Annotated in this window: 20 protein-coding genes and 1 pseudogene; 9 read left to right on the top strand and 12 right to left on the bottom strand. The window is 65.1% G+C overall.

What is annotated here, in order from left to right; all coding sequences use genetic code 11:
* Position 1: 1 nt before the first annotated feature.
* The 7 genes and pseudogenes from LX16_RS24045 to LX16_RS24015 all read right to left on the bottom strand — a co-directional run bounded on the left by LX16_RS24045 (position 2) and on the right by LX16_RS24015 (position 5574).
* A complete protein-coding gene (locus LX16_RS24045; protein ID WP_147143845.1) occupies positions 2 to 796 on the bottom strand; it encodes an ABC transporter ATP-binding protein in 795 nt (264 codons plus the stop codon).
* The gene (locus tag LX16_RS24040) at positions 793 to 1887 is read right to left on the bottom strand and encodes a FecCD family ABC transporter permease (RefSeq protein WP_147143843.1); all 1095 of its coding nucleotides are present in this window, start codon (positions 1885 to 1887) and stop codon (positions 793 to 795) included. The genes LX16_RS24045 and LX16_RS24040 overlap by 4 nt, the downstream gene beginning before the upstream one ends.
* Before the next feature lie 437 nt (positions 1888 to 2324).
* The gene (locus LX16_RS24035) at positions 2325 to 3347 is read right to left on the bottom strand and encodes a nitronate monooxygenase (protein WP_211354741.1); all 1023 of its coding nucleotides are present in this window, start codon (positions 3345 to 3347) and stop codon (positions 2325 to 2327) included.
* Positions 3348 to 3448: 101 nt separating this feature from the next.
* The gene (locus LX16_RS24030) at positions 3449 to 3844 is read right to left on the bottom strand and encodes a hypothetical protein (protein ID WP_147143840.1); all 396 of its coding nucleotides are present in this window, start codon (positions 3842 to 3844) and stop codon (positions 3449 to 3451) included.
* 72 nt (positions 3845 to 3916) lie between these two features.
* Positions 3917 to 4073: pseudogene (locus LX16_RS28325) on the bottom strand (SDR family oxidoreductase); the annotation flags it as partial.
* Positions 4074 to 4121: 48 nt separating this feature from the next.
* The gene (locus LX16_RS24020) at positions 4122 to 4826 is read right to left on the bottom strand and encodes a hypothetical protein (RefSeq protein ID WP_147143837.1); all 705 of its coding nucleotides are present in this window, start codon (positions 4824 to 4826) and stop codon (positions 4122 to 4124) included.
* 250 nt (positions 4827 to 5076) lie between these two features.
* Positions 5077 to 5574: an SUKH-4 family immunity protein gene (locus tag LX16_RS24015; RefSeq protein ID WP_147143834.1), complete on the bottom strand. Its 498-nt coding sequence runs from the start codon at positions 5572 to 5574 to the stop codon at positions 5077 to 5079.
* A gap of 190 nt (positions 5575 to 5764) precedes the next feature.
* Between LX16_RS24015 and LX16_RS24010 the strand changes: the two genes are divergently transcribed.
* Both LX16_RS24010 and LX16_RS24005 read left to right on the top strand, forming a co-directional pair.
* Positions 5765 to 5965 (top strand): DUF397 domain-containing protein, encoded by a 201-nt coding sequence (locus tag LX16_RS24010; RefSeq protein ID WP_147143831.1) that lies wholly within the window; start codon positions 5765 to 5767, stop codon positions 5963 to 5965.
* A gap of 4 nt (positions 5966 to 5969) precedes the next feature.
* Positions 5970 to 6512 (top strand): hypothetical protein, encoded by a 543-nt coding sequence (locus tag LX16_RS24005; protein ID WP_147143828.1) that lies wholly within the window; start codon positions 5970 to 5972, stop codon positions 6510 to 6512.
* Positions 6513 to 6533: 21 nt separating this feature from the next.
* Here the strand turns inward: LX16_RS24005 and LX16_RS24000 are convergent, their stop codons facing one another.
* Together LX16_RS24000 and LX16_RS23995 are read right to left on the bottom strand one after the other, a co-directional pair.
* On the bottom strand, positions 6534 to 7337 hold the full coding sequence (locus tag LX16_RS24000; RefSeq protein WP_147143825.1) for a class I SAM-dependent methyltransferase: 804 nt from the start codon (positions 7335 to 7337) through the stop codon (positions 6534 to 6536).
* Positions 7334 to 8689 carry a helix-turn-helix transcriptional regulator gene (locus tag LX16_RS23995; RefSeq protein WP_147143822.1) on the bottom strand — a complete coding sequence of 452 codons (1356 nt, stop codon included), beginning with the start codon at positions 8687 to 8689 and terminating at the stop codon, positions 7334 to 7336. The genes LX16_RS24000 and LX16_RS23995 overlap by 4 nt, the downstream gene beginning before the upstream one ends.
* A 95-nt stretch (positions 8690 to 8784) precedes the next feature.
* Here LX16_RS23995 and fxlM point away from each other — a divergent pair, with 95 nt between their 5' ends.
* The 5 genes from fxlM to LX16_RS23970 all read left to right on the top strand — a co-directional run bounded on the left by fxlM (position 8785) and on the right by LX16_RS23970 (position 15245).
* On the top strand, positions 8785 to 9999 hold the full coding sequence (fxlM, locus tag LX16_RS23990; protein WP_147143819.1) for a methyltransferase, FxLD system: 1215 nt from the start codon (positions 8785 to 8787) through the stop codon (positions 9997 to 9999).
* 34 nt (positions 10000 to 10033) lie between these two features.
* Positions 10034 to 10216, top strand: coding sequence for an FxLD family lanthipeptide (locus LX16_RS23985; RefSeq protein ID WP_147143817.1), 183 nt, complete (start codon positions 10034 to 10036; stop codon positions 10214 to 10216).
* A 75-nt stretch (positions 10217 to 10291) separates the two neighbouring features.
* Positions 10292 to 13105, top strand: a complete 2814-nt coding sequence (locus tag LX16_RS23980; protein WP_147143814.1) for a lantibiotic dehydratase — start codon at positions 10292 to 10294, stop codon at positions 13103 to 13105.
* Positions 13102 to 14301 carry a lanthionine synthetase C family protein gene (locus tag LX16_RS23975; RefSeq protein WP_147143811.1) on the top strand — a complete coding sequence of 400 codons (1200 nt, stop codon included), beginning with the start codon at positions 13102 to 13104 and terminating at the stop codon, positions 14299 to 14301. Before LX16_RS23980 ends, LX16_RS23975 begins: the two co-directional genes overlap by 4 nt.
* Positions 14283 to 15245, top strand: a complete 963-nt coding sequence (locus LX16_RS23970) for a thiopeptide-type bacteriocin biosynthesis protein (protein ID WP_158645719.1) — start codon at positions 14283 to 14285, stop codon at positions 15243 to 15245. Before LX16_RS23975 ends, LX16_RS23970 begins: the two co-directional genes overlap by 19 nt.
* Before the next feature lie 47 nt (positions 15246 to 15292).
* On the opposite strand, the gene LX16_RS23965 is transcribed toward LX16_RS23970, so the two are convergent.
* The 3 genes from LX16_RS23965 to LX16_RS23955 are packed head-to-tail and all read right to left on the bottom strand — an operon-like array spanning position 15293 to position 17903.
* Positions 15293 to 15523 (bottom strand): hypothetical protein, encoded by a 231-nt coding sequence (locus LX16_RS23965; protein WP_147143806.1) that lies wholly within the window; start codon positions 15521 to 15523, stop codon positions 15293 to 15295.
* Between the two features lie 59 nt (positions 15524 to 15582).
* The gene (locus LX16_RS23960; protein ID WP_211354740.1) at positions 15583 to 16497 is read right to left on the bottom strand and encodes a phosphotransferase enzyme family protein; all 915 of its coding nucleotides are present in this window, start codon (positions 16495 to 16497) and stop codon (positions 15583 to 15585) included.
* On the bottom strand, positions 16494 to 17903 hold the full coding sequence (locus LX16_RS23955; protein WP_147143803.1) for a helix-turn-helix domain-containing protein: 1410 nt from the start codon (positions 17901 to 17903) through the stop codon (positions 16494 to 16496). The genes LX16_RS23960 and LX16_RS23955 overlap by 4 nt, the downstream gene beginning before the upstream one ends.
* A gap of 396 nt (positions 17904 to 18299) precedes the next feature.
* Here LX16_RS23955 and LX16_RS23950 point away from each other — a divergent pair, with 396 nt between their 5' ends.
* Positions 18300 to 18983 (top strand): hypothetical protein, encoded by a 684-nt coding sequence (locus tag LX16_RS23950; protein WP_147143799.1) that lies wholly within the window; start codon positions 18300 to 18302, stop codon positions 18981 to 18983.
* Positions 18980 to 19840, top strand: coding sequence for a TRM11 family SAM-dependent methyltransferase (locus LX16_RS23945; protein ID WP_147143796.1), 861 nt, complete (start codon positions 18980 to 18982; stop codon positions 19838 to 19840). The genes LX16_RS23950 and LX16_RS23945 overlap by 4 nt, the downstream gene beginning before the upstream one ends.
* The last annotated feature ends 254 nt before the right edge of the window (positions 19841 to 20094 follow it).

Genomic DNA, 20094 nt, shown 5'->3' with positions numbered 1-20094 from the left:
TTCACCTTTCAGGGCTTTCGGGAGTGGATGAGGGGAACGGGGTGAACGCCAACAGCAGTCCCCCGGTGTCGGGGTGTCGCAGCCGGCGCGCGCCGACCTTGAACACGTCCCCGATCAGTTCGGGAGTGAGGACGTCATCCGGGTGGCCCCGGGCGACGAGTCGGCCGGCGGCCATCACCAGCACCAGGTCGCACGTCGAGGCGGCCAGGTTCAGGTCGTGCAGGGCCGCGACGGTGGTCAGTCCCGTCCCGGCGACGATCCGCATGATGTCCAGTTGGAACGCCAGGTCCAGGTGGTTGGTGGGTTCGTCGAGCACGAGCAGTTCGCCCTGCTGTGCCAGGGCCCTGGCCAACAGCACACGCTGCCTCTCGCCCCCGGACAGGGCGGCGAAGGGCCGGTGACGCAGTGCCGTGGCACCGACTCGGGCGAGCGCCTCGTCCACGATCGCCACATCGGACGCGGAGTCGGCACCGAAACCGCTCTGGTGCGGCACGCGTCCCAACATCACGGTGTCGAACACGTCCATCTCGAAGTCGGCGGCGTTGTCCTGTGCCATGACGGCGATCCGTTGCGCCACCCGTCGACGCGGCTCCCTCCACACGTCGCGGCCGTCCAGTCGGATCTCACCCGTGGTCGGCCGGTGTGCCCGATAGCAGCCGCCCAGTAGCGTGGACTTGCCGCAGCCGTTGGGTCCGATCAGTCCGGCGAACCGCCCCCGGGGCACCTGGAATCCGACGTCCGAGACGACGGTCCGTCCCCCTCGGTCGATCGACACACCGACGACGTCGAGGCTCATCGGTTCATCCCTCCCCTGGCCGAACGTCGATGCCGCATGAGCCACAGGAAGAACGGCGCGCCGACGACCGCGGTGACGATGCCGATGGGCACCTCGGTCGGCTCGGCGACCGAGCGGGCGAGCAGGTCGGCCAGCATGAGGAACAACGCGCCACCGAGGATCGTCACCGGCAGGACCCGGCGGTGGTGTGAGCCCACGAGGATCCGGGCGACGTGGGGTACGACCAGTCCGATGAACCCGATGCCGCCGCTGACCGACACCACCGCCCCGGTCAGCAGCGCCGCGGCCACCATCAGCCGGCTCCGGAGGCGGTCGGCGTCGACGCCCAACGCCGTCGCGACCTCGTCTCCGGCCAGGAGCGCGTTGAGGCGGCGCGCCTGGGCCATCGCGAACACCGCGACACCCAGCAGCACGAGCGCCGGAAGGACCGTGTCGCCGAGTTCGGCCGCCGACACGCTGCCGAGTAGGAAGAACAGCACGCTGAACACGTTCTGGGCCTCGGTCGTCAACGTGAGGAAGCTCGTGATCGCGCTCAGCAGCGAGCCGATGGCCACGCCCGACAGGATCAGTCTCGTGGGCGCGATCATCCCGTGCTGCCGCGCCAACAGGTAGACGACGAGCCCCGTGACGAGGGCTCCGGCGAACGCCGCCGTGCTGAGCCCCAGACCGGCGACCGCGGCGGAACCTAGCGTGATGACCAGTACGGCTCCCAGCCCGGCGCCCGCCGAGACTCCCAGGATGTAGGGCTCGGCCAGCGGGTTGCGCACCACCGCCTGCATGAGCGCCCCCGCCAGCGCGAGACCGGCACCGCTGACGCCGGCGAGCAGGGTGCGGGGGAGGCGGAAACTCCACACCGCCTGGTCCTGAAGCGGCGTCAGCGATCCGTCGGTCATCCAGGGCATGCCGGGCAGCAGGTGTCCCGCCAGGATCCGCAGGGAGTCCGTGAACGACACCTCGGTGACGCCGACCGATCCGGACAGCACGATCGTCGCGGGTATGAGCAGCGCGAGTACGACCAGCGCGGTACCGAAGGACGACACGCCGACGCGTCGGCGGGCGTCGGCCTGCGCCGATACGAGGGGTGGGCTCATGACTTCTCTCCGCCTAGTGAAAACGATTGTCGTTATCGTAAGGCGATGGATCCTGCGCGACCGGCACCCACCTCGACGGTGGCCGCCGTCTCAGACGGGACCGTCACTCCGGGCGACTCTCCCCATACCGGCGCACCGGGGCAGAACACGGATGCGGATTCCGGTTTCGCAAGCAACACAGGGGAACCGCCGCGCCGAGGTGGCGCCATCCGTCTCGCCGGCGTCGATCGGCGCCGGCGAACGGCCGGACCGGACCGAGATGCTCGCACCGTGGGCATACGGCCGTCCACGGCGGATCGGCGTCCCGGACACATTCCGTCCTATGCGGACGCGACCGGTCCGGGACGTGTGACGAGCGACGCGGTCAGCGGTGGGTCATGCCGCTACGGGGTCGAGGGCGCCGTGCGGCACCGGAAGGACCACGTGACGGCGGCCGGTCACCACCGGGCGGCGAGACCACGGACGACGTCGGCGGCCGGACCGGTACGGGCCAGCCGGTGGCCGGTTCCCGCCCACAGATGCATCCGGTCCGTGTCCCCCGCCTTCGACGCGGCCTGCCGCAGCGCACGGGTGAGGTGGTGTACCGCGGGGTAGGCGGTCGGTGCCGATCGACCGTGCCGGTCGACGAAGCCGTTGCGCAACGCCCGAGCCGGCCTTCCGGTAAAGGCCCGGGTGACGACGGTCCGGTCGAAGGACGGGTCGACGGGGGCGGCCCGATGAGGTTCCGAAGTCCCCGCCTCGTCGGTACGCAGCAACAGGGTCCCCACCGCGACCGCCTGCGCGCCCGCGTCCCGCAGGGCGCGGACCGCCTCCGGCCCGTCGACTCCCCCAGCGGCGATCAACGGCAGGCCGGCGACCGCCGCCGCGACGGCCCTGACGAGCTCGGCCGTGTCCACCGGCTCCGGGTCGCGGGTGGGATCGAAGATCGCACTGTGCCCTCCGGCGTCGGAGCCCTGCACGACGAGGCCGTCGACCCCCAGGGCGCGGGCCTCGACGGCCTCCGGTGGACTCGTGACGGTCGCCGCCACGCTCACGCCGGCTCCGCGCAACGCCTCGACGTCGCCGCGTTCCGGTAGCCCGAAGGTCAATGACACGACCGGCACCGGGTCGCGCCCCAGCATCCGCAGCTTCTCCGCCCAGTGGTCGTCGTCGACGACGGGGACCGGATCGAGCCGAAGACCGTACGCCTCGGCCTCCGGCGCCAGTTCGGCCGCGTAGGCGCCGAACGCGGCGGTGTCGGTCGGGTGCCGCGACGGCACGAACAGGTTCACACCGAACGGAACGTCCAAGGCGCGAAGCTGCTCGATCTCGGCCGCCAGCGCCTCAGGGGTCTTATAACCACCGGCGAGGAACGGGAATCCGCCCGCGGCGGCCACCGCGGCGGCGAGCGCCACCGTCGTCGGACCACCGGCCATCGGCGCTCCGACGATCGGCAGTGGACAGTCCAGAAGCACCGCCACGAATCACCCTCCCGCTCACCGCCGACCGAACCACATCCACGTCGGCACACCAGGCCCGGCCGGTCACGCCATCCTAGCTGCACATCCGCCGACCGGGCCGTTCAGACACCGTCGAAATCGCCCGATTCGAATCCGCCGACGCCTTCGGCGAGTGCCAGGCCCAACCTCCTGACGTTGTCTCGATAGAACCCGAGGTGGCCGTGAAAGTCCTCCTCTGAACGGAAGCAGTCGATCGAAGACAGCAACGCGGAATGCACGATGTGCGCCTCCCGCAACGACAGCTCGGTCGGACCGTCCGCGTCGATGGAACCGATGTACCGCCACAGGGTTGTCAGGCGCTCTCTCGAACAGCCCACCTGCACCGCCAGGACCTCGTCCGGAACCCGCAGATCCGCCATCAACCCCACGCACGCGCGGATCATGTCCCGGTGCTCCCGGTTCAGCCGGAAGACATATCGATCCCCGTTCTTCGCGGTGACGTTCACACGTGCCCTCATGGGACGAGCATGCACGGCACCGGCCCTCACCGATCGACGGGGATGATCCGATAGCACCACCGGGCGGCGCGGTCACAAGCCGACCGTTTGACCGCCGTCGATCACGAAGGCGTGCCCTATGGCGAAACCACCCAGGTCCGAGCCACAACCACAGCACGCCCGACGCGATCTCCTCCGGCCGCCCCATCCTCCCGACGGGTTCCTGGGCGATCACCCTCGCACGCCCCTTCAGACCGCGCTACCGGAGCGACACAATCACGAGGCGGCGGCGGGGGACTCAGACCTCGCATGGCCACCTGGTCTGGCGATCCTTCACGTCGGCGTTCCTCTCCCATGCCTTGGCCTGGTCAGACCAGGGATTCGCGGGGGCATCGGTGAAGGCCAGTGCGATCCGGAAGCGCACCAGATCCGGTTGCGTGTCCAGGGCCGCATCCAGGAACCGTTCCACACGGTCTCGCAGGTCGGCATCGTGGGCGTAACGCCGACCCAGTGTCGCCGTCGCCTCACCGAAACACGCCCTCGCCAGTTCGACCGATTCGGAGGAGAACGCCTTCTCCAACAGGTCGAAATCCCGATGCGCGTCGGTGGAGGAACAGGACAACACCAGGGCCGCCATCGAACGCACCTCAGGATCGGCGTCATGAACCAGCCGACGATACTCACCAACCCCGTCGGCGACCCGCTCCTCAACCCGGTCCTCCCACGCCACCTTCTCGTCATACGACACATTCGTCGCACCGGCGGCCATACGTCGCCACACCCCGACCGCGGAACCGAAACACCACAATGACGTCAGCACCTCGGCGCGCCAACGGTAACCGTCGCTACGCAACCGCGTCAGCATCTCACTGACCGCCTCCGCAGTCACCGCATTGATCGCATCGCCGCTGTACTCATACGCCGCCTCCAGAAAAGACAACGACGCATCCGCCGCGGCCGTCGAATCCACCGCGGCGTCCCACCTGGCCAACTCCTCGGCCATGGCGGCACGCAACACCGACTCCTCTTCCAGCCCTTCCACACGACCCATAACCCATGACCCTTCGACCTCAGGACCACCACCGATACCACCTCGGAACGCCCGACACCGGTGCGGGAAGCCTGAACCCCCAGTGTCCGCTCACGTTGGAACGATCGAAGACTCCACTCGATCGGGCCGGTCGTTCGTCTGCAGCATCTACGATGCCTCCAATCCTGCCGACACAATGAATCACGCGCCTGCCGACAATCGACTACTCGGAGCTCTCCAAGTCCTCCGAGTAGTCGCCGATGGCGATGTCATCCAAAATCGAGGACCAGTAGCCGGGGTCCTGCCGAAGAACCGAGGAATCGATCTCCAGCAGTGTGGCCTTGAACCCGTCCGTGAGTCGCTCGCGCTCATCGAGTGCTGCATCCGCATCGTCGAGATCACCGTTGACAACCCCATACGGGAAGCCTTCACTGAAGGCGTTCAGGCTCGCGACGAACTGCGAGACGGAGTCGTTCACGTGCCAGACGCTTCCATCAAGAGAACACACAGTCACGACTTGACCTGTTCGCACGTTGACGCAGAAGTCCACTCCATCGCCCCCAGCGCCAATGGCAAGGTAACCGTCAACCCGATGCAAGAACGGCAGCGAGTATCCGAACAACAGGTGCTCGCGAGGCAAGCCGATGGTGACGAGAGACTCAACAGCCGCATCGTCCGATAGTGACTTCAGATCTTGGACGCGGTAACGCACGTACATCATCTGCCTTTCCTCACTCCACCGATCGGAATCTGCTGTCGCGGTTCCATTGTGTCGCGGCGCATGGAGTGAGGGACGAGGTGGCGCGCTTTGCGCTGGCCTTCGACCATCTTCGCGCCAAGGCGTTGGTTCCCGATGTCTCGCTACGATTGGTGAGCGAGGTCGCCGATCGGTTCAGAAGGAGGACGTAGCCATGAACGCGCTGCCTGATGAGCTCCGCTGGCGCAAGAGCAGCCGCAGCGCAGGCAACGGAGAATGCGTCGAGGTGGCGGCGACACCGGAGACCGTCGTCGTACGGGACTCCACGCTCGGGAACAACCCCGGCTTCCCGTACCTGACGATGACCGGGGACCAGTGGCACGCACTGCTACGGGAATGCGACCGCCACCGGTGACCGCATGACACGCGGGCCCACACGCCGATACAGGTATGTCGGTCCACCTGCGCTGAAAGCAACCGTCCGGCCCGGTGCTGAGGGCCGCCGAATCACCTCGGCACGCGACTTCGACACCTGGATCGGCGAACAATCCCGGCAAGACCTGGACGAGCCGTTCACCTTCACCATCGACCTCGACGGTGTCCTGCGACTGGCACCTCGCCGCAGCGAACACATCACCTGCGCAGCCGGACAACCGGTACTGAGCGCAGGCGAAATCGGCTTCACCCGCGAACCGACCCGATGGATCGTGCCGCACGTCAGCAACCACTCCACCGGATACTGCCCCGACACCACCTCATGGCCCCACGTAGCCGAAGCACTGGAACACGCAGGACTCACACCACCACCGGGTTTCACCCACGAACTCCACTTCCGACGCTGCCCCGGCTGCAGCCGACACAACATCGTGCGCGACGCCGACTACACCTGCGTATTCTGCGAAACCGCCCTCCCCACCACCTGGAACATCGACCCTGCCGACGACACCAGCACACCACACTGACAGCAGCAGGTGGCAGCTCGATCATTGCCGGGTGGCTACCACGATCCCGTTGTGACAGGTGATGCGGAAGAAGCCGTCTCGCCGGATCCGCGAGGTCAACAGCCGCTCGGCGGCCGAGACGGTCTGTTCGAACGGCACCTTTGTGTCTTCGGCGAACGACCGGTACGACGCCAGATGCGCGAGCACGGGCTCCGGGGACGTCACCTCGATGGTGCCACGTAGGTGGTGGGTGTGAATGTCGGTGAAACCGCCCAGCCACGTCGGTAGAGCTTCCAGTGAGCACCGACGCGATAGAGCGATACGGCTGGGGCCGGGCCGTCCGAGCACCAGGCCGGCGGCTTCGGTCCACAGCTGGTCGAGTTCGGCCTTGTCATCCCTGGCGTTGCTCGATGCCACCACGATCCCGCCCGGAGCAAGCACTCGATGCATTTCAGCGGTGGCGGCGCCGATCTCCTCAACGTGGTACAGCATGTGCATGGCCAAGACCACGTCGGCCGTCGCAGCCCGCACTGGTAGGTATGCAGCATCGGCTACGACATTCGGGCCGAGTTGAGGAGCAAGCATTCCCGGAGCGAGGTCCATACCGACCACCAACGACTCGGGAAACCAGCTTCGCAACACCGACAGGTATGTACCGTTCCCGCAGCCGATATCGAAAACGACTCTCGGCGTCCGAGGCAATCGGTCTCGAATGAGTTCGCCCACTATCCGGGGCAGATCGAATCGCGGGTGCTGGTGACTGTAGAGGTCCTGTCTCGCCCGCAGGTCACGTTGGTCGGCGTATGCCGAGCCGAGCACGACTGGGTCGGTAGTCCGGTCGGTCATGTCGTCCGACCGTTCTGCGCGGCGGGAGTGACAGTCAGCTGCCGAAGCAGCTCGGACAGTCGCTTGGCGATGGTGGCGTCGGCGTATGGTGAGTTGAGCAAGGTCATGGTCAACCGGCCCGCCCGTTTTCGGATGCTTGCAGTACGGTTCTCCGCGTCGGCCGCCATGACGTGCATGATCTGTTCGGCGGCACCGTCCAGTTCCCCGACCCGCAGGTGAGCGGTTGCCAGATCAAGCCGGGCAGCTAGGACATCCGGCACCGACATCGAGGCGGTGATCGAAACCGCAGGCGCGGTATACAGCTCGATAGCGCGTTGCGAGAACGCGACGGCTTTCGTTGTATGACCGTCGCCCAGTGCCAGTAGAGAGGTCCCCGCGTAGGTCGCCTCCTTGGCGGCGGGAAAGTCGAACATGCCCCGGCGACCATCCTGTGCGCCGTCAATACGCTCCCGAGCCGCCTCAGCCTGTGAAAGCGCCGTATAGGTGGTTGAGGCGTCGCCGCATGCGGCTGCCGCCCTGGCGAGCAGGCTTGGAAGTCGCACCGCCACACTGCCATCACGAGTCAGCGAGGCTCCATACGCAGCCATGCTCATCGCAGTTCGGTTGTCACCAGCCCAGTAGGCGATGAGCGATTGGACGCCCTTGAGCCACGCTGCAACGTCGCGATCACCGCATTCCTTTCCACAGATCCAACCGGTGGCGACCACCAGCGCAGCTTCGGCAACGTAGCCGCCGTCCATCAAGGAGTGCGCTTCCAAACCGCACAACTGCGCCGCGGCGCGGTGAAGGCGACGCAACTGGCGTGGTGTCCGGTTCCGTTCTATTTCGGTGAACGCGAAGTTGCGGGCTTGCTGCAGTCGGCGTTGCCGCACAGGGCGAGGCGTGGTCATATATGACTCAGCCAGCCGTTCCACATCGAGTTCGAGTTGTTCCAAGACCGCGATCGGCATTACTGAACACGACATACGACGACCGAACTCACTGAACTCGTCAACCGCGGCCGAGGACTGCGGCAACGTTTGAGAGCCGATCATGACCGTCGTGTCGTCGACAGCCGCTCGGGGCTTTGTATCGGTTTCATGAGCCGGTTTGTCCGGTTGATGATCGAGCAACGAACACGCGCGGGCGAGAACGCCTCCTGTGTTAAGAACACCGTCAAGGCTGATGGCCAATTCACGAGAACACCGGCGTTCGGCCTTCTCGATCTTGCCGATCGTGGCGGCGGAGACGTAGACACGACGGCCCAGCTCCTCCTGAGACAACCTCTTCTGTATGCGGTGGTGGCGCAGTTCCGCACCGAACCATTGTGCGGGTCCCGCCTCTGGCGTCAAAGACTTGGCCGGATACGGCATGCGTCCCCCTGGGTGAAGCGGACAGATTCCGGTGGCAACACGCTGTCCGGTTCAGGTGCTTGTCGCCTGCTGAGTGTGTGGTCCAGGCTACATCCATGGCAGAACAGCAGGGTTCCTCCACAGTCGGCACACACCTCGAGGCGATGATCGCGAAACTTCGAGAACTGAACGCGGTGAGAAGTGAGCGGGTGGCCGACGCCTTTCGGGCAGTTCCACGGCACGTATTCGCACCCAACAACCCATTGGCCGAGGTGTACTCGCCACGGGATCCCGTCATCACCAAGCGGGACGCCAACGGTGTGGCGATCAGCTCCGTCTCGGCACCTGAGATCCAGGCGTTCATGCTCGAACAGGCTTCGATCGAGCCGGGCATGCGTGTCCTGGAGATCGGCTCGGGCGGATTCAACGCCGCGCTCGCCTCCGAGCTGGTCGGCGAAAGCGGACATGTCACGAGCATCGACATCGATGACGAGGTCACCGCACGTGCAGCGGCCATGTTGAAGTCCGCCGGCTTTGACCACAACGTCGACGTGGTCTGTGCCGATGCGACGTCCTGGCTGCCTGACGACGGATCTTGGGATCGCATCATCGTCACCGTAGGAGCCTGGGATATTCCGCCGCTCTGGACCGAGCGCCTGGCGGCCAACGGCCGGCTCGTGGTGCCGCTGAGGCTTCGCGGTATCACCCGCTCCCTGGCTTTGATACCCGACAACGGCCACCTTGCCGCCACGTCGGCCGAGGTGTGCGGATTCGTGCAGATGCAGGGCAGAGATGCCCACGAGGAACGGCTCTTCCTTCTTCAGGGCAAAGACATCGGCTTGCGGTTCGATGATGACAACACACCAGCCGACATGACGGCGCTCGACGGTGTACTGGCGACCGAACGGGCCGTGGAGTGGACCGATGTGACCACGAGGGCCGGTGAGTCCTTTGACTCGCTGGAGTTGTACCTGGCGGCCCGACTGCCACATTTCTGTCTTCTCACAGTTGCTCCGGGGGCGGGCGAGCAGCTCGTCGGTCACGACGAACACCGGTTCCGACTGGCCCATGTCGCCGGTGACTCATTCGCCTACCTGGTTTCCCGGCGCCGAGCTGACGGGTTGTTCGCATTCGGAGCGAGCGCGTTCGGATCCAATGCCCGAGTCGCCGCCGCGCAGATGGTCGACCAGATCGAAGCGTGGAACGCTCTTCGCCCCGGAAAAGTCGACCCGGCCATCACCGTGTGGCCACGGCCTGACTCCGCCTCAGAGCTTCCGGAGGGGCACGTGATCCACAAGCACCACCGGAACGTCGTCCTGTCTTGGACGTAGCGATATCCATCCTCCCACTTGAAGGAGAACTCACATGTCCGACACCATGTTGGCCGATCTTCAACCGTCGATCAGTTTCGACGACGATTTCACGCTCAATCTGACGGTGGTGGAGAGCCTCGAACCGATCGCGCAACTGCGGTGTGACACCTCTGACGGGTGTGGTTCGACCTGTGCCACCAGCGCCTGCAACAGCGCCACCAACAACCCCTTCTGACCCCCGAACCGGGTTCCCCGCCGCGGTGGGGTGGCGGGGAACCCCGAGGCCGACCGAAGTGAAGAAGCGAGTCCAATGTCTTCGATCTACGAGTACGCCGGGCCGATCTACGCACGCGCCACAACGCTCGATGCCGGGCTCCCCATGCCCGAGTTCGCTCTCGACGACGAGGCAGAAGCGGCGACCAAGGGAGGCGACTGGCTGGTGCGGTTGTGGCGGACACCGGGTCTACCGGCGGCGTTTCGCTCCGCCTCTGCGTCCCTCGTCAGCCGAATAGAGGATGTGCTCGCTGGACGGGTAGCGCCGTCGTGCAAACTCCTTCGGTCGGTGTACGCCTACGTCCTGCGTTGGCAGCGCCGCACCACACCGTTCGGGTTGTTCGCCGGGGTCGCCTCCGTCAAGGTGGCGAGCGCGACGAAGGTGCGGTTCGGTGACGACCATCTTGTCCGTGCCGGCGGCGATTGGGATGTGATCCACCACAGCGCCGATCAGCTTGACCGGGACCCTGCAGCATTGGCACTTCAGATGGTGTGCGCGAACAACCTCGCGACACGTCGTAACGGTCATCTCTGGGTGCCTATGTCGGCCAACGAGCGAGACATCGACCGTGGGGTCACCAGCCAGAATCAGATCCGAATCACCGGTCCGGTACAAGGCGCTCTCGACTTGTCGGCACGCCCGGTGGCCGTCAGCGAGTTGAAGGACGGAATACAGGAACGCTTCCCGCAGGCGGAGGGCCATCGCATCACCGAGTTGATCGGCCGGCTCGTCCAGTGTGGCGCCCTGATCAGCACCGCGAAGCGCGCGATGACGGCGCCCCCGTCACCTCGGGAAGGATGCTCTGCGGTTACAGGCAAGTCGGTTCACGTCGCGTTGGATGCCGACATCGCCCTTTCTGCGTCGGTCGTCCGTGAGTTGGAAACAGCTGCCGGCCGCCTGATTCGATTGACGGCTTCGCCCTATGGCACCGTGGCCTGGCGAGACTACTTGCAGCGGTTCCACGAACGTTACGGTGCCGGAGTGATGGTCGGTGTTCAGGGCCTTGTAGGTAACGGCGGGCTCGGATATCCCGTCGGTTTCCTGGACGCCCCCCGCCGCAAGGCGCAACGAGTGGTAACCGACCGAGATGCCGCGGTACTCGATCTACTGCAATCCGCCATGCTCGATCGGCGCGAAGAGATTGTGCTGACCGACGCCGACGTCGACCGAATCGCCACCGGCACCCACTGCGACATGGTGTTCCCGCCTCGGGTGGAGGCGTTGTTCAGCGTGGCAGCGGATTCGGCTGAGGAAGTGGATGCCGGGCGCTTCCGGCTACATCTCACCGGTCTGCCTCGGCCGCAGAGTTCACTGACAGGTCGCTTCCTCGAACTCCTACCGGGTCTATCTGGGGAATTCCGCGACTCATACCTGCGCGATGATGTGATCGTCGCACAGCTGTCGTTCCCGCCCAGGCGCGCTCGAAACGGCAACGTCACAGCAGTACCAGTCGTCCTTCCACATGTCATACCGCTTGGTGAACACCCTCCCTCCGACGTGGAGACAATCCGGTTGGACGATCTGGCGGTGGTCGCGGATTCCACGCAGTTGCACCTTGTGCAGGCTTCCACCGGCCGACAGGTCCTCGCCTATGCCCTTCACGCGTTGGACGCCGCAGTCCACACACCTCCCATGGCGAGGTTCTTGGCGGAGGTGACGTCCGCCGGCTGGGCTTGGTGGGGACCATTCGACTACGGTGTGGCCCGTACTTTGCCGTACCTGCCCCGAGTCCGCACCGGTCGGACCATCCTTTCAGCGGCACGGTGGCTGATGTTCGCCAAGGACTTTCCCACCGACATCACCGCTTGGGCCACCGCGTTCACCCGATGGCGGCAGCACTGGCGACTTCCCCGAACCGTGGAGATGATCAGCCAAGGTACGGCACTTCCACTGGATCTGGACGCCAAGGCGGATCTGTCGCTCCTTCGGTCCCGGCTGGCCAGCGACGGCAAACTGGAACTCACCGAAGCCGTACCGACATCAGGGTGGTCCGGCCGGGCTTGCACATTCGTGGCGACACTTCGTACGTCCACCTCACCGCCGACGCTGGCGACGGTTCCGGTCGCCACACCCTCGGCGGCCCCACCCGGCGGCGACAGCGGCGTCGTCTGCGCCGAAATCGTCGGCCATCACCGCGGGTACGACGAGATACTGACGAGTCAGGTCCCTGCCCTTCTACAAATGGTGGCTGGCCATGCGGTCGCTTGGTGGTTTACGCGGTGCCATGACAACGCCCGCCCCGATAGCGATCATTTTCTCCGGTTCTACATCCGCGCGAGGAACGCCCAAGCACATCAGGTCACCGCCACTGTGTCGAACTGGGCGACAAGGTTGCACGAAGTCGACCTGGCCGCTGAACTTCGTCTGATCGGCTACCGACCAGCCGTCGGACGATACGGCCCGAAACCGATCTTCGAACCCGTGCTCACAGCTGACAGCGCGGCAGCGATACGGGCTCTGGCCTCCGAAGCACCGATCGACGCCATCACTGCTGTCTCGCTCATAGACATTGCCGAGTCGTTGGCCCCGTCGGCTCCCGAAGGCTGGCAATGGCTGCTCAACGTACTTCCGCACCAATCCGTGATCGTCGACCGGGTCGTACAAGCCGAGGCGTTCCACATCGCCGATGACACATCGGCGTTTCCCCGGCTTCGCGAGACCTGGAACGCCCGAAGGAACGCACTGACCGAGTACCGCCGTGAAGTCGGTCGGCCAACCGACACGGTGCTGAGGTCGCTGCTGCATGATCACGTCATCCGTGGCATCGGCGTCGATGCGAACCGCGAACGAGCCATCCAGCGGGTCGCCCGCGCTGTGGCCGCACGAAATCTCCATAAGGCACGCCCATGAGTCATCCGCCTCTGGTCCAGCAGACCATGCATACCGCGATGCCTGGCGATGTACCGCCCGTGCCGACTGGCGAATCGACGGCCCCCACGGCACAGTCATTGGGGCAGGGTGCCGCAGGAATCGCACTGGCCTGGGTGCAGTACGCATCGCGGAACCCCGCGTACTGGGCCACAGCACACCGTTGGATCCAGGCGACAACAGCCAGACCCATCAGCACTGGCACCGCAGCCGGCTTGTACGCCGGTGCCCCTGCGGTCACCTTCCTCCTGCACATGGCCGACAGGGCCTTCCCCGGACGCTACCGGCGTCACCTCAACGAGCTATTGCCCCACGTCACCAAGTCTGCGCACCGCCGAGTTGACGACGGGCTCACCCGAATCGCGCAACAACGCCCCACCTGCTTCGGTGAGTACGATCTGATCACAGGGCTCACCGGGCTCGGAAGACTCCTCCTGTCGTGCCGTCCCTTTGACACCGCCTTGGAACGGATCCTCAGTTTCCTGGTCGCCTTGACCCAGCCGATACGTCTCGACGGGCGGTGGATGCCCGGCTGGTGGGTTGACCATGACCCCGATCCCACCCTGCCGACACCGGGTGGACACGCCAACAACGGCATCGCCCACGGCATCACAGGTCCGCTGGCACTGTTGTCCCTGGCGTACCAAATCGGTGTCCGAGTCGATGGGCACGACACCGCCATCGACCGCATCACCGCGCACCTACGCAAAACCGCGTGCCACGATGCCGACGGCACTTGGTGGCCGCACTGGACCAGCGACAAGAACACGATCCCGCATTCGCATCCGCCGCGCCCCTCGTGGTGCTACGGCAGCCCCGGCATCGCTCGTGCTCTTCAACTCGCGGGAATCGCCCGCTCGGACATCGCATTGAAGCGGTGGTCAGAAAGCGTGTTGATCGCCAGTCTCAGTCATGAGCGCTACACCCACCAACTTCGAGACGTCGGTATATGCCACGGATGGGCCGGCGCCTATCTCACCGCAGTCCATGCCGCCAAGGACTCCGCCTCACCTCGATTGCAACAACTGACAGCCGACCTCGCCCAGCAGTTCGCGAAAGCGCAAACGACGAGGGAGCACAGCTTGCTGACCGGAGCCGCAGGTGCTGCGTTGGCTCGTCTTCACCACGACACCACCACACCGACGCTGGGATGGGAAGCATGCCTTCTACTCATCTGAACCGATCGTCAGCTTCGTCAGCACTCGCTTCTGCCATACAACGACTCTCTGCTGGCGCCGATCCTCGTCAGCTGGCCGACTCACTCAACATTCCAGAAGAGCACCTCGCGGCAGCCGCCGAGGCCTATCACGCCGCCGGCCTTGCCGCGCTCGACGACCGCACAGACCGCTCCTGGTATCAAGCCCACATCGAATGGGCTGATTGGTCTGAGGCCGACAAGATCGCCACCTCCGAGCTACTCCCCATCATGACGAAGCTGGAGGCCGCTGAAGCCATCACCGCCTGGTGGTTCATAAGGAAGCACCCACACTGGCGCTTCCGGATCGCCCCGACACCCGCCCACACCGAATCCGTCAGGATCCGACTGGAAGAAACGTTGGTGAACCTACTCAACACCGGTCATACCACCGCTTGGTTCGCCACACGCTACGAACCTGAAACCGCAGCGTTCGGCGGACGAACCGGTATGGCCATTGCCCACCGGCTGTTCACCACCGACTGCCGACACATCCTCCAGCCTTCCCACCCGGCAGCCGCGCTGGGTATCAGGGAAACCAGCCTCCTGCTGTGCAACAGTCTTCACGAAGGTGCCGGCCTGGACTGGTACGAACGAGGCGATGTCTGGCGTCGCGTCGCCGAATTGAGGCCGCTTGACCCCGCCATCACCGGCCAGCAGCTCGAAAAGCTCAGCCACGATGTGAAGTCGCTACTCCGTACCGGCGCGGCCGCACTCCGCCTCCCACACCTGACCAGCTGGGCTACAGCCTTCTACAACACCGGTAATGACCTGTCCGAAGCCGCCACGACAGGCGAGCTTCATCGAGGTCTTCGCGCCACAATGGCTCACCACGTCATCTTCCACTGGAACCGACTCGGCCTGCCAGCCCACGTCCAAGCACTGCTCAGCCACACTGCCGCCATGGCGATTCTCCAAGATGACTGAAGCGCCCGGCAATGACAGACCTGCCACCGTTGCAGCTCGCTAGTCGCTCAGTTGCGCGGGTTCATCCTGGTCTCGTCGGCCTGGTCCCCCTGGACGCCGAATCGGCTGGTATTCCATGCGAGGACGCCTTCGTCGCTTCCGGGCGGGTAGTACAGCTCGACGTCGTACTCGATCGCAAAGTCATAGCCAGGTGGGTACATGCCACGTGAGTACAGGTACCGCTCGAAACCCTGCGGGGTGTCGTCGTCGGCCCACCGTTCGATCAGCTCATCGTTCAAGTCGGGATCGTCGGTCACGCACTGCCGATTGCGACTCATTCGACGACTCCCTGCGCTCATCAAGGCTGCGAGCTAACGCTCAATCTCGCCCAGGGCGTCCACGGCCTGCTGGTGTCTCGGTTCATCCACGAGTTGATGCGGTGTGCGAACTCCTCGGCGATACCGGGACTGCTATCCAGCAAGGGTGCACCACCGGCGATGTAGGTGAGTTCGCGTGCCTGCCGCAAGACCGGCCAGTCCGGTTCGGAGGTGATGTCCCGTCCATAGGCGGCAGCGAGGCGGGCATGCATTCCTGAGCGCTGGAACCAGATCTCGGCGGTCGCCGGCGTGGCCAAGTCTGCTCCAGAAGGCCCCACGCAGGAGGAGTCGAAATCGCAAAGTACGACTTCACCGTCGGGCCCCCGGAGCATGTTGCCCACATGAGCGTCACCGTGAATTAGACGCGGTGGTGTGGACTCGTTAAGGGCCTCGACTTCAGGTTCAAGGCGGTCACACCATTCCAGCAGGAACCGGCGATGCTCGTCGGTCAACGCCTCGGAGTCCGAGATGCGCCTGCGGGCGGTTCCCACCGGGTCCCACCTCGGCAGATCGACAGCGGTGGGGTCCAGCGCATGGAACTGACGCAATACTCGCCCGAGGTCTTCGACAGAAATGCCGCCCGAATCGGGGATATACCTCCATATGGTAGCCAGGAGGTCGCCCGTCTGGACCGGTTGCGGTGACAGGTCAGCGAGTCGAACGGTCGGCGCTTCCACCGATTCCAGCCAGCGCGCAAGACGTACGCCTTTGCGAACCCGCTCGTGGAGTGTGGTGGACCGAGTGATCCGCACCACCGCCTCTGCCCGGCGAAGCAAGAATACGGCGTTGTTCCCGAGGTAGAGCAGTTCGCTGTCGCCGCCATCCAATCCAAACTCTGCCACCACGTCGGCCAGGGCCGCCCTCATCCGCTCCAGGCCGAACCTGCGATTCGTCATCGTGCAGCCCTGGTCGGCAATGAGTCGACCTGCCGAAGAAACTCCGTCACTTCGGGTGTCCCCTTCCAATGGACGGCATCTCGATGGAGATTGGCGATACGGTCTCCGATCCGGCCGGACGTGACCGAGTCCCGCGCCGTAAGAATGCGCTCGGCGACTCCCAATGCCATCGTGGGCTCCCCCGCCAGGAAGTACGCGGAGGCCAATCCCGTCTGGTTGAGCAGACTACTGCGTTGCATGCCATCGTCGAATCCATCGATGGCTCGCGAAGTCCATTCGACGGCCTGCTGGCCGAAGCGCGAATCGCTGCGTGCTAGATCCCGGTATACCCGGCCGTACTGGGCATACAGTTCCCCGCGGCTACGCCATCCCAACCACTCCGGCGCGGACTCGAACGAGAAGCCATCGAATTCATCGCTCGCTAGATCCAGCATGGCGCAAGCCGCGTCACCACTTCCGATCGCCGCCAGGGAAGTTGCGAGAGTCGCATGAAGCATGGCTCTCGTACCGCGTACGGCCGGTTCGGGTTGAAGGTCCTCTAGAGCATGGCGCAGCACTTCAGCCGCGTCGAGGTTGTGCTGTAGGTGTTGCAACTGGCGAGCTTGTCGATAGCGAACGAATGCCACCAGGTTGAAGTCCCCCACGCTTAGTGCCAGCCGTTCCGCTGCGGCGAAATGACGCTGACCGGTGTAGTGGTCACACATGTCGAAGGCGGTCCAACCGGCAAGTAGACGCAGTTTGGCGACCGCAGTGAACAACGGTCGACGAACGTGCTCACTGTGGGTTCGATTGAGAAGGGTCGATGCCGCCTGCGTGACACGCTCAAGGCTCTCCTTGACCGCTCCGCCCCCGAACTGATGGTCGAGGGACTGGTACAAGTCGTGTACTGCATGAAGGCGTGCCACATCCGAAGCACCGACGCTTTGGTGACGTGCCATGTCCAGACAGGCCGTGGATACATCGTCAATGCGCTGCACCAGCGGGACCGCCGCGCTCAGCACCGTTGCACCGAGGGCGGCGGCAAAGGTTCGACGCTGCATTGATGCTCCTGGGGTACCGCTTGCTTCCGTCGTCAAGGTGATCCTGTCAGAGTCAGCAGAACTTCGACTCGACGGCAAGTCCTTGTCCGCTTCAGCGCAGCGCTTGTCCGGTTGAGGAACAGTGAGCACCCATGCCCGTGCAAGGACTCCACCCGTCGCCAATGCGGCATCCAGTGCTTCTGCCAGTTCCAATGAACATCGACGCTGGGCTTTTTCAATCTTGCCGATGGTGGCGCCCGATGTGTAGACCTTCTGTCCCAGCCCGTCCTGGGTCAGGCCCAGTTTGATCCTGTGGTGTCGAAGCTCGGCACCAAACCACTCCACCGGCCCGGCCTCGGGCTTCAACGGCTTGGCTGGAAATGGCATGGCATCCCCTTGTACGCATCAGACAGCCGGTTCCAACGTCGGCTGTCCGGTTGGCTACTTGTCGACCCCTCAGTGTGTGGTCCAGGTTACAGCTGTAACGAATCAGCGGGCTGCAGCCACAGTGGTCCTACGCTCGCTTGTGGAGTCGCTTCGGTTTCCTGATGCGCTTTGGTGCCGCTCAGTTCGTTCGAGGTCTATCGGACGAGGGTGTAGCCGGTGGTAATTCGGTGGGGGCGTGGTGTCGCTTCGCGTAACGCGGGTGTCAATGGTGTGTAGGCGTTACCGGTGGTGGTTCTTCGGTTAGCTCAGGGTCGCGTGGTGTTGCGCGGCGTGGTGATGATGTCGGATCGTTTTGGGGGAGAACCCGACCGTGGTGGGGGTCGTGGTGCCCGTCGGGTGGAGCGACTGCTCGCCGTTGCCGAGCCGGATGCCGCGAGGTGGCCCGGGGTTCCGCGCGGTGTGGATGTGCCGTTGTCGGTGTGGGCGCACGCGCTCGGATTCGCCGAGCTGCAGCAGGCATTGGTTCGTGACCTCTCGCAGCGCGGCGACCTGGTGGTAACGACGCTCAGTGCCGGTTGGAAACAGGTCCCCATCACCGGCCGCCGGGTCGTGCTGTTGTGCCGACGCCAGGAGGTCCAGGCCGCGCGGACGGCGTGGGAGGGTCTGGACACCTCGGCTCAGGCGTTGAGCAGGGTGGAGCCGGTGACGTCGGAGAACCTCTCCACCCGGCTGGTCAACTTGGCCGGCTCTGCGCAGCTTCTGACCACCGACGCGGCCACGACACGGAGCGAGGCGTTCTGGTCGGCGGCTAGGACGTCGCTAGCGCCCGGCGGTGTGGTGGCGGTGGCCTGCGCCGGTGGGAACGCGGCGGCGCATGCCCGGATGATCCGCGAGGCGGTGTCTGCGGGCATGGCTTACGTTCAACACGTCATCGCCACGAGCGCCCCCGTACTGGACGCCGCCGTCTCCGCCTGGCAACGCGCCATCGCCGCACCGATACGACGACACCGGCGCGCCCACCTCGACGTCTTCCTGTTCACCACGCCCGGTACGGCACCCCGCAGAGGTGAGGGCCGGTGACACGACAGCCCATCACCACGGTGTGGACGTGCGGGCAACTTTCGCCCCGCACCCAGCGCCTTCACCGGTACACCAGGTCGTCCATCGAACATCCCGCGAAGATGTTCCCCCACATCGCCAGACACGCCATCGCCGCATACACATCGCCCGGCGACCTCGTCGTCGACCCGATGTGCGGCATCGGCACGACCCTGGTCGAAGCCATCGAACTCGGCCGCCCCGCCATCGGGATCGAGTACGAACCGGCGTGGACGGGCACCGCCGCCGCCAACCTCTACCTCGCCCGGCAGCGCGTCCCCGACGCACCCGCGTCCGACGTCATCACCGGCGACGCCAGACAACTACCCGTACTGCTGCCGCAAGACGCCGTGGGCCGGGTGAAGCTGATCCTGACCTCACCACCGTACGGCCAACTCACCCACGGACGCGTCCGGCAGAACGCGCAAGGCCGCATCCTGAAACTGTCCAACCGGTACGGGCCACACCGGAACGACCGCTCGCAACTGGCCCACCGCGGCCTACCCGCACTCATCGACGGCCTGACCGAGGTGTTCACCGCCTGCGGCCAAGTCCTGGCACCCGACGGGCTCCTGGTCCTGGCGGTACGCCCCTGGGTCGAACAAGGCCGCCTCGTCGACTTCCCCTCCATGATGGTCGACGCCGCCACCACCGCCGGCCTGGCCATCACCCAACGCTGCGCCGCGATCCTCGCCCGCTGGAACCACCACACTCAGACACTCGAACCACACCACACCTTCTTCGCACTACACAACACCCGACAAGCCCGCGCCAACGGCCGACCCGCCCACCTCATCGTCCACGAAGACATCCTCGTGTTCGGAAGGCGGACGGTATGACCGCGATCCCGCCGAGGGAGTCGACCGGGCCGGACACCGATCCTGGCATGGAACGGCTTGGGCGAACTCGTCCTTCGTCCGGCGCAGAGCTACCGTCCGATGTGGTATCAGCCGGAGCTGATGGGGGTGGTTGGTCGTGTGTCGATGTGCTGGCGTTGCCGCCGGTCATCGATGTGGTGACTGCGGGCAGTGTCCTGGGCATCGGACGTACCAAGGCATACACCCTGGCGCGCACCGACACGTTCCCGTGCCGT

It is taken from the genome of Stackebrandtia albiflava, from assembly GCF_007994225.1.
GTDB classification, from domain to species: domain Bacteria; phylum Actinomycetota; class Actinomycetes; order Mycobacteriales; family Micromonosporaceae; genus Stackebrandtia; species Stackebrandtia albiflava.
Note: the sequence above shows the minus strand (reverse complement) of the source record. Positions and strands in the feature narration are given on the sequence as shown.